Source organism: Phenylobacterium sp., from assembly GCF_036723115.1.
In the GTDB taxonomy this organism is placed as follows: Bacteria; Pseudomonadota; Alphaproteobacteria; order Caulobacterales; family Caulobacteraceae; genus Phenylobacterium.
Genome location: NZ_DAIMHV010000110.1, coordinates 1 through 8,767, shown reverse-complemented (window position 1 = coordinate 8,767; position 8,767 = coordinate 1). Strand labels below are relative to the sequence as shown.

The following is an 8,767-nucleotide window of genomic DNA, read 5'->3' as shown; positions in this document are numbered from 1 at the left end:
TCTATCGCGAGCAGATCAACGCCGCCGGGCGCAACGGCATGCTGCAAAGCCGCCTGAGCTCGGTGAAGGAAGATCTCGTGGTGCGCACCAACAGCATCAAGGGCATGATCGGCGACATCGTCGACGCCGACATGACCCAGGCGGTGTCCAACCTGCAGCAGGCGCAGATTTCGGTGCAGGCCGCCGCACAGGTCTTTATCGCCCTCAAGGAAAGCTCGCTGCTGAACATCCTGCGCTAAGTCTGGGTCAGGCGGTCTACGACGCCTGCGCGGAACATCTTGCGAACATGGAACAAAGAGAGTACGACTGAGTCCTCGCCGCCGGATCAGGGCATCGCCCGCAGGGTCCGGTGGGAATCATGGGATAAGGGGTCCCTTCACATGGCACAGTCGGCGTTGAAACTGGTGGGACGAGAAGAAGGCGATAAGCAGCGCGCGCTCGAGGCGGCGCTGTCTCAGATTGATCGGGCCTTCGGCAAGGGCTCGGTGATGAAGCTGGGCGAGAAGGGCAAGATCGTCGAGATCGAATCCTACTCCACCGGCTCCCTGGGCCTGGACCTGGCGCTGGGCATCGGCGGTCTGCCCAAGGGGCGGATCGTGGAGATCTACGGGCCGGAAAGCTCGGGCAAGACCACGCTCGCCCTGCACGTGGTCGCCGAGGTGCAGAAGGCCGGCGGGACCGCAGCCTTCGTGGACGCCGAGCACGCCCTTGATCCCTCCTACGCGCACAAGCTGGGGGTCAATCTCGACGACCTGCTGGTGTCTCAGCCCGATACGGGCGAGCAGGCCCTGGAGATCACCGACACCCTGGTGCGTTCCGGCGCCATCGACGTGATCGTCATCGACTCCGTGGCGGCGCTCACGCCGCGGGCGGAAATCGAAGGCGAGATGGGCGACAGCCTGCCCGGTCTTCAGGCCCGGCTGATGAGCCAGGCCCTGCGCAAGCTCACCGCCTCCATCTCCAAGGCCAAGACTCTCGTCATCTTCATCAACCAGATCCGCATGAAGATCGGGGTGATGTACGGCAGCCCGGAGACGACCACGGGCGGCAATGCGCTGAAGTTCTACGCCTCGGTGCGCCTGGACATCCGCCGCACCGGCTCGGTCAAGCAGCGTGACGAGATCGTCGGCAACAATGTCCGGGTCAAGGTGGTGAAGAACAAGGTGGCCCCGCCGTTCCGCGAGGTCGAGTTCGACATCATGTACGGCGAAGGCATCTCCAAGCTGGGCGAGATCATCGACCTCGGGGTCAAGGCCGGGGTGGTGGAGAAGTCCGGCTCCTGGTTCTCCTTCAACAGCCAGCGCATCGGCCAGGGCCGCGACAATGTCCGCGAATTCCTGAAGGCCAATCGCGACGTGGCCGACGCCATCGAGAAGGCCGTCCGCGGGGCGACCTCCAAGATCGAGGAAGAATTGCTCGTGGGCGGACCCGAGCCCGAGGACGATTAAGGCCTTCGCCGGCCCCCTGCGGGCTGGCGGCCGAAGGTCTTCCGAGGGAGGGCCGTGACCGCCCGGACCGGACGCCCCCGCCGACTTGCGTCCGATCCGCTCTCCGGACCCCAACGCGGTCATCCTCTCGGAGGTGGACGCCCTGGCCCGCGCCGGGGCGTCCTTTTTCTTTGGCGCAGGGCCGCAACTCCCTTAAACGACGCCGAAACCTCCCCGAGCAGCCCGGCTGCCCCGCGCCTATATGCAAGCCATGACGAGCCTCACCCAGATCCGCAGCGCCTTCATCGACTTCTTCAAGGGCCAGGACCATCTGGTCGTCCCCTCCGCGCCGCTGGTGCCGCAGGACGATCCGACCTTGATGTTCGTCAACGCCGGCATGGTCCCGTTCAAGAACTACTTCGTGGGCGCGGCTGCGCCGCCTGCGCCCCGGGCGGTGTCGGCCCAGAAGTGCGTGCGCGCCGGCGGCAAGCACAACGACCTGGACAATGTCGGCTATACGGCCCGCCACCACACCTTCTTCGAGATGCTGGGGAACTTCTCCTTCGGCGACTATTTCAAGGAAGGCGCCATCGAGGCCGCCTGGACCCTCATCCACAAGGAGTTCGGCCTGTCCAAGGACCGGCTTCTGGTCACGGTCTATCACACCGACGATGAGGCGGCCGACCTCTGGAAGAAGATCGCCGGCTTCTCCGACGACCGGATCATCCGCATCGCCACGGCCGACAACTTCTGGTCCATGGGCGACACCGGCCCCTGCGGACCCTGTTCGGAGATCTTCATCGATCAGGGGCCGGACCTGGCCGGCGGCCCTCCGGGCAGTCCCGATGAGGATGGCGACCGGTTCCTGGAATTCTGGAACCTCGTCTTCATGCAGTTCGAGCGCTTCGAGGACGGGACCGAACGGTCCCTGCCCAAGCCGCAGATCGACACCGGCATGGGGCTGGAGCGCATGGCGGCCATCCTCCAGGGGGTGAAGTCCAACTATGAGACCGACCTCTTCCGAACCCTGATCGCGGCCTCGGAGGCGGCCACCGGGGTCAAGGCCGAAGGCGCGGCCGTGCCGTCGCACCGGGTCATCGCCGACCACCTGCGCTCCACCAGCTTCCTGATCGCCGACGGCGTTTCGCCCTCCAACGAGGGCCGCGGCTACGTCCTGCGCCGGATCATGCGCCGGGCCATGCGCCATGCCCACATTCTGGGGGCGGCCGAACCCCTGATGCACCGCCTGGTCCCCACCCTGGTGGAGGAAATGGGCGAGGCCTATCCCGAGCTGCGTCGCGCCGAGCCCGTCATCGCCGAGACCCTGCGCCAGGAGGAAGAGCGCTTCCGCCGCACCCTGGGCCGGGGCATGAGCCTGCTGGAAGAGGCCACCGCCGGCCTGTCCGAGGGCGGCGTCCTGCCGGGCGAAACCGCCTTCAAGCTCTATGACACCTACGGCTTCCCCCTGGACCTCACCCAGGACGCGGTGCGCGCCAAGGGCGTGAGCGTCGACCTCGAAGGTTTCGACGCCGCCATGAAGCGCCAGAAGGATCAGGCGCGCGAGGCCTGGACCGGCTCGGGCCAGGTGGCCGCCGCGGCGGAGTGGTTCGCCCTGCGTGACCGCCTGGGTCCCACCGACTTCGTGGGCTATGACACCACTGAGGCGACGGCCGAAACCCTCGCCATCGTGGTGGACGGCGCCGAGGCCGAACGGCTAGCCAAGGGCGTCTCAGGCCAGGTCCTCTTTGATCGCACCCCCTTCTATGGCGAGAGCGGCGGCCAGGCCGGCGACACCGGCGAAGTGGAGTGGGACGGCGGCCATGGCCGAATCCTCGACACCCAGAAGCAGGCCGGCGATCTGTACGTGCACGTGCTTGAGGTCGCGGACGGCGAGCTCGTCCCCGGGGCGCGGGTGCGGCTGGCTGTCGACGCCGAGCGCCGCACCACCACACGGGCCAACCACTCGGCCACCCACCTGCTGCATGCCGCCCTGCGCAATGTGCTGGGCCCCCATGTCAGCCAGAAGGGCCAGATGGTGGACGGCGAACGCATTCGCTTCGACTTCAGCCACGGGGCCCCCCTGACCCTGGACGAGATTGATCGCATCGAGGCCGAGGTGAACGCCGTGGTCCGCCAGAACCTGCCGGCGGAGACCAAGGACATGGCTCCTCAGGAGGCAATCGAGGCCGGCGCCATGGCGCTGTTCGGCGAGAAGTACGGCGACGTGGTGCGGGTTCTGACCCTGGGCCACGCCCTGGACGGGGACGGCGCCTATTCGGTGGAGCTTTGCGGCGGCACACACGTGGCGCGCACCGGCGACATCGCCCTTTTCAAGATCGTTTCCGAAGGCGGCGTGGCCGCCGGGGTTCGGCGGATCGAGGCGCTGACCGGCGAAGCGGCCCGCCGCTGGCTGCTGGACCAGTCCCAGGTGGCCCGCGCCCTGGCGGAGCAGTTCAAGGTTCCCGTGGCCGAGGTGGGCGCCCGGGTCGAGGCCCTCGAGGCCCAGCGCCGCAAGCTGGAAAAGGAGCTGGCCGAGGCCAAGCGCCAGCTGGCCATGGGCGGGGGCGGTGGAGCCGCCGCCGGCCCGGAGGACATCGGCGGCGTCCAGGTTCTGGCCCGCATCATGGACGGTGTCGGCGGCAAGGACCTGCGTCCCATCGCCGAGGAGTTCAAGAAGCAGGTGAGCGACGGGATCATCGCTCTGATCGGGGTCGCCGAGGGCAAGGCCGCGGTCACCGTGGCGGTGACCGGCTCGGCTGCCGGGCGGTTCGCCGCCCCCGATCTGGCCAAGGCCGCGGTGGTGGCCATGGGCGGCCAGGGCGCCGGCGGCCGACCGGACTTCGCCCAGGGCGGCGCCCCCGACGGCGCCAAGGCCGAGGCGGGCCTGGCGGCGATCAAGGCCATGATCGCCGGCTGATCCCGCCCGGCGAGGTCATGAGACCGTGATCCGATTTCACGGAAATCGGGTCACGGTCCCGACGTCTTGTTGGACGCGCGTTGTGAACCGATAACCGGTTCCCACTTATCGGAACGCACTCTAGCCCGGCGGCGGGCGCACGCAGGCCAGCTTGTTGCCCTGAGGGTCGCGGACATAGGCGGCGTACCAGCCCTCGCCATAGTGGGGCCGGAGGCCGGGCGCCCCTTCGTCAGCCCCGCCGTGCGCCATGGCCGCAGCGTAGAAGGCGTCTACGACTTCCGGTGTCGGGGCGTTGAATCCCACCATAACCCCATTGCCCGCGCGGGCCGGGGCGCCGTCGAAGGGCTTGCAGATCCAGATGGACTGGCCGTCGGTTTCGCCCGCCCGGCCATAGCCGGTCCAGCCCTCGAACTCGTGCAGGCGGCTGAGCCCCAAGGTCCCCAGCACCGCATCATAAAAGGCCTGGGCGGCCGGGTGGTCGTCCGCCCCCAGGGTGACATAACCCAGGGCCTGCCCGGCGGGCGGCGGTGAATTGCTCATCTTTCTGTTCTCCCATCCTCAAGCCCCGCAGGGCTGAAATAGAACATAGCAGGAACAGTCTAGCTGAGGAAGTGCGCCGCCGCGGTCAGGGTGAGGCCGCTCAACACCGTCCCGGCGACGATGGCCTGGGCCGCCCCGTGCGCGAACACCCCCATGGTCCGGGTCTGGATGAACACATTGACCGCGGTGGGACACGCCGCCAGCAGGGTGGCGCAGGCGCGCATCTCCGGGCTTGCGCCGGCGACGCCCAGGGCCGCCCACACCAGCAGGGGCGCCAGCAGCAACTTGGTCATCAATGCCAGGGTCAGGACTGGCAGGTCGTCGCGCGGGGGCAGGGCGCCCTCGCGCCCGATAAGGCCGCCCAGCGCCAGGAGCGCCACGGGGCTGGCCGTGGCCGCCAGTATGGCCAGTCCCTGATCCAGCACCGCCGGCGGCCGGGTTCCGGTGATGGAAAGCGTCAGGCCGGCGGCCGCCCCCAGCACAGTGGGATTGGCCAGCACGCGGCGCAGGGCGCGCCACAGGCCAAGGCTGGCCGCTCCGGTCTGGAGGATGGCGATGGTCAGGCTCATGAGCAGGATGAAGTCCACCGCCACCAGGGTGGCGGCCAGGGGCCTCGCGCCTGGACCGAGGACCGCGACGGCCAGGGGCGCGCCCAGAAAGGCGGTGTTGCCGACCCCGCTCACCATGGGCAGGCCGGCGGCGGCTTCCGCAGACACCCAGCCGAGGCGGCGTCCGGTCCACCAGACCGCGACAATCAGGCCCCCCATGACCGCGGCATAGGCGCCGAGGGTAAGGCCCTGGCCCACGTCAGGCGGCGGCGGCGCGCCCAGCCAATGGATGAGCAGGGCGGGGAAACCGATCCAGAAGGTATAGGCCGACAGCCAGCCCCCCACCCTGGCGTTGAGCAGGCCCGCCCGTGCGGCCAGGGCGCCCACGGCGATGACGGCGAAGAAGGGCGCGATCCGCGCGATCAGGTCCAAGACTTCAGACGCCGCCCGAAGTCCCGATGCGTTCGGGGAGGCGCACATGGACAAGCTTCCAGTCGAACAGCCCGGTTCGCTGGAAGGTCAGCACCGTCACCTCCGCCGGCCGCTCCGGCGGGTGGACCGCGAACCGCACCCGGTTTAGGCCCCAAAAGCGGACAGACGGCAGGGGGTCGCGCATGGCTTCGTCCGCCTGGGCGAGGAAACCCTCCGGCGGCGGGGGTTCGGGCGGTGCGGTTCCCGGTTCGTAGCCCCGGGCCAGGTCATAGAGACCCTGGGGCGTGAGGTAGGGTTCGATCCGCGGCGGCGGGGCGGTGAGGGGCGCCAGCGGTTCGGTGAGCGGCTCCAGGGCCCGGCGCATGGCGCCCAGAGGATCGCGCCAGGGATCGGGCGCGCCGGCCGGCCCCGGCGTCGGGAGCGCCTCCGGTGCGCGCACCTGATCGCGCAGGCTCGCGCGCAGGGCGCGGAAATCCACCTGCTGGGACAGGCCCGCCACATCCTGATCGCGGGCGTTGGCCTTGAGCGCGCGAAAGGCGAACCAGGGGGCGGCGGCGAAGCTCAGGGCGAAGAGCGCAAGCCCGAGCAGAACAAGCCTGAAAAACTGCCCGCGCATCATCCACAAGCCCCCTGCCGCCCGGCTAGGGTTAACACGCGGCCGATCGCCTCGCCACCACCGCAGGCGCCTCGGGAGCGGCTTGGCTTGCTCAAGCGTTAGCTTGGCCATGTGGGCGCGGCTGCGAAAATTGTTGATCGACCTGCGGGACACCTTCTGGGTGCTGCCCGCCCTGCTGGTGCTGGCCGGTCTGGGGGCGGCGGAGGTGGCGATCCGGGCCGACACGGCCGATTGGGGACCCGACTGGCTCAAGGCGCATCTGTACAGCGGCGGCGAGACGGGGGCCCGCACCCTGCTGGGCGCCATCGCCTCGTCCACGATCGGGGTGACCGGAACCCTGTTCTCGATCACCATCGCGGCCCTGACCCTGGCCTCCAGCCAGATGGGGCCTCGGCTTCTCGACAATTTCACCCGCGACCGGGGAAACCAGGTCACCCTGGGGGTCTTTCTCGGCGCGTTCGCCTATGCGCTGTTGGTGCTGCGCCAGGTGAGGGGCGGCGATGACGACGTCTTCGTCCCTCAGATCGCCCTCGCCGGGGCCATGGTGCTGGCCCTCCTGTGCGTGGCGCTGCTGGTCTATTTCGTCCAGCATATCTCGACGCGGATCAACATCGACACGGTCATCGAACTCGTGCGCCGGGACCTGTTCCGCGCCCTGGACGATCTCACCGAGGAGGCCCCGGAGCCGCCGCCCCGCCAGGATGTCGACTGGTCCAAGGCCGTCCCGATCTGCGATGACCGCCACGGATATCTGCAGCAGATCGACGAGGCCGCCCTGGCCGACTGGGCCTGCGCCAAAGGCATATGTGTCCGCCTGCTGGTCCGGCACGGCGACTTCCTGACGCCGGGGGGCGTCCTCGCCCTGGTGTCCGCACCGGTGGACGGGGCGACTCGGGTGATCAATCGCGCCACCGCCGTGGGCGGGCGCCGCTCGGCCAGCGGCGACCTCGAGTACAGCGTCCGTCAGCTGGTGGAGGTGGCCGTCCGCGCCCTGTCGCCGGGGGTCAACGACCCGATGACCGCCATGACCGTGCTGGATCAGCTGGGGGCGGCCCTTTGCCGTGTCTCCCGCCGCCACCTGCCCAACGGGGTGACGATGCGCGATGGAACGCCGGTGCTGGTGCGACCGACCACGGACTATGAGGGTTTGACCGCCGCCATGTTCGACATGATCCGCCAAAGCGGCGCAACGGCGCCGGCCGTCCTGATCCGCATGCTGGACGTCCTGGCCCTCGTGGCCGAGCAGGAGCGCCGGCCGTCGCGACTCAAGGCCCTGCGGCGCCACGCGGATCTGGTGCTTGCGGACGGACGGCGGAACCTGGCCAACCGGTCCGACCTCAAGGACCTGTCACTGCGTCACCGCCGCTTCCGTCAGGTGGCCGAACAGGGCGGACCGGCGCGGCGCGCCGGCTTCGCCTTGCTCTGAACCGCTGGGATCAGGCCAGGGCCTTTTCCAGGTTCACCGCCACCTTGTCGATGAAGCCCTCGGTGGTCAGCCAGCCCTGGGTGTCGCCGACCAGCAGCGCCAGGTCCTTGGTCATCGAGCCGCTCTCGACCGTGGAGACGCAGACCTGCTCCAGCGTCCTGGCGAAATGGGCCAGAGCCTCGTTGCCGTCGAGCTTGGCCCGGTGCTCCAGGCCGCGCGTCCAGGCGAAGATCGAGGCGATCGAGTTGGTCGAGGTGCTCTCGCCGCGCTGGTGCTGGCGGTAGTGGCGGGTGACGGTGCCGTGGGCGGCCTCGGCCTCCATGGTCTTGCCGTCCGGGGTGATCAGCACCGAGGTCATCAGGCCCAGCGAGCCGAAGCCCTGAGCCACCTGGTCGGACTGCACGTCGCCGTCATAGTTCTTGGCCGCCCAGATGAAGCCGCCGGACCATTTCAGGGCCGAGGCCACCATGTCGTCGATCAGGCGGTGCTCATAGACGATGCCGGCGGCCTTGTACTGCTCGGCGTACTTGGTCTCGTAGATCTCGGCGAAGATGTCCTTGAAGCGCCCGTCATAGGCCTTGAGGATGGTGTTCTTGGTGGAGAGATAGACCGGGTATTTGCGGTCGAGGCCATAGGCCAGGCAGGCCTCGGCGAACTCGCGGATCGAGTCGTCGAGATTGTACATGGCCATGGCGACGCCGGAGCCGGTGTAGTCGAACACCTCGTGTTCGATGCTCTCGCCGTTCTCGCCTTCCCAGCGGATGGTCATCTTGCCCTTGCCGGGCACCAGGAAGTCGGTGGCTCGATACTGGTCGCCGAAGGCGTGGCGGCCGACGATGATCGGCTGGGTCCAGCCCGGCA

At 68.8% G+C, this 8,767-nt stretch carries 8 protein-coding genes; 4 read left to right on the top strand and 4 right to left on the bottom strand.

The genetic code is table 11. The features are described 5' to 3' along the window. The 3 genes from V7D28_RS11325 to alaS form a co-directional block, all read left to right on the top strand. Positions 1–239, top strand: a 239-nt coding sequence (locus V7D28_RS11325; RefSeq protein ID WP_333587492.1) for a flagellin, incomplete at its 5' end; no start/stop codon positions are given. Between the two features lie 141 nt (positions 240–380). Next, positions 381–1,448 carry a recombinase RecA gene (recA, locus tag V7D28_RS11320; protein ID WP_333587491.1) on the top strand — a complete coding sequence of 356 codons (1,068 nt, stop codon included), beginning with the start codon at positions 381–383 and terminating at the stop codon, positions 1,446–1,448. A gap of 250 nt (positions 1,449–1,698) precedes the next feature. Continuing rightward, positions 1,699–4,344: an alanine--tRNA ligase gene (alaS, locus tag V7D28_RS11315; RefSeq protein WP_333587490.1), complete on the top strand. Its 2,646-nt coding sequence runs from the start codon at positions 1,699–1,701 to the stop codon at positions 4,342–4,344. Positions 4,345–4,464: 120 nt separating this feature from the next. On the opposite strand, the gene V7D28_RS11310 is transcribed toward alaS, so the two are convergent. Genes V7D28_RS11310 through V7D28_RS11300 form a run of 3 tightly spaced genes read right to left on the bottom strand, consistent with a single transcriptional unit; the run spans position 4,465 to position 6,480 of the window. After that, on the bottom strand, positions 4,465–4,884 hold the full coding sequence (locus V7D28_RS11310; RefSeq protein WP_333587489.1) for a VOC family protein: 420 nt from the start codon (positions 4,882–4,884) through the stop codon (positions 4,465–4,467). Positions 4,885–4,943: 59 nt separating this feature from the next. Continuing rightward, positions 4,944–5,864, bottom strand: coding sequence for an AEC family transporter (locus V7D28_RS11305; RefSeq protein ID WP_333587488.1), 921 nt, complete (start codon positions 5,862–5,864; stop codon positions 4,944–4,946). 4 nt (positions 5,865–5,868) lie between these two features. After that, the gene (locus tag V7D28_RS11300) at positions 5,869–6,480 is read right to left on the bottom strand and encodes a DUF2939 domain-containing protein (RefSeq protein ID WP_333587487.1); all 612 of its coding nucleotides are present in this window, start codon (positions 6,478–6,480) and stop codon (positions 5,869–5,871) included. Between the two features lie 133 nt (positions 6,481–6,613). Between V7D28_RS11300 and V7D28_RS11295 the strand changes: the two genes are divergently transcribed. Next, positions 6,614–7,906 carry a DUF2254 domain-containing protein gene (locus tag V7D28_RS11295; protein WP_333587486.1) on the top strand — a complete coding sequence of 431 codons (1,293 nt, stop codon included), beginning with the start codon at positions 6,614–6,616 and terminating at the stop codon, positions 7,904–7,906. Between the two features lie 10 nt (positions 7,907–7,916). Here the strand turns inward: V7D28_RS11295 and V7D28_RS11290 are convergent. After that, a partial coding sequence (locus V7D28_RS11290; RefSeq protein ID WP_333587485.1) for an NADP-dependent isocitrate dehydrogenase occupies positions 7,917–8,767 on the bottom strand: 851 nt, incomplete at its 5' end.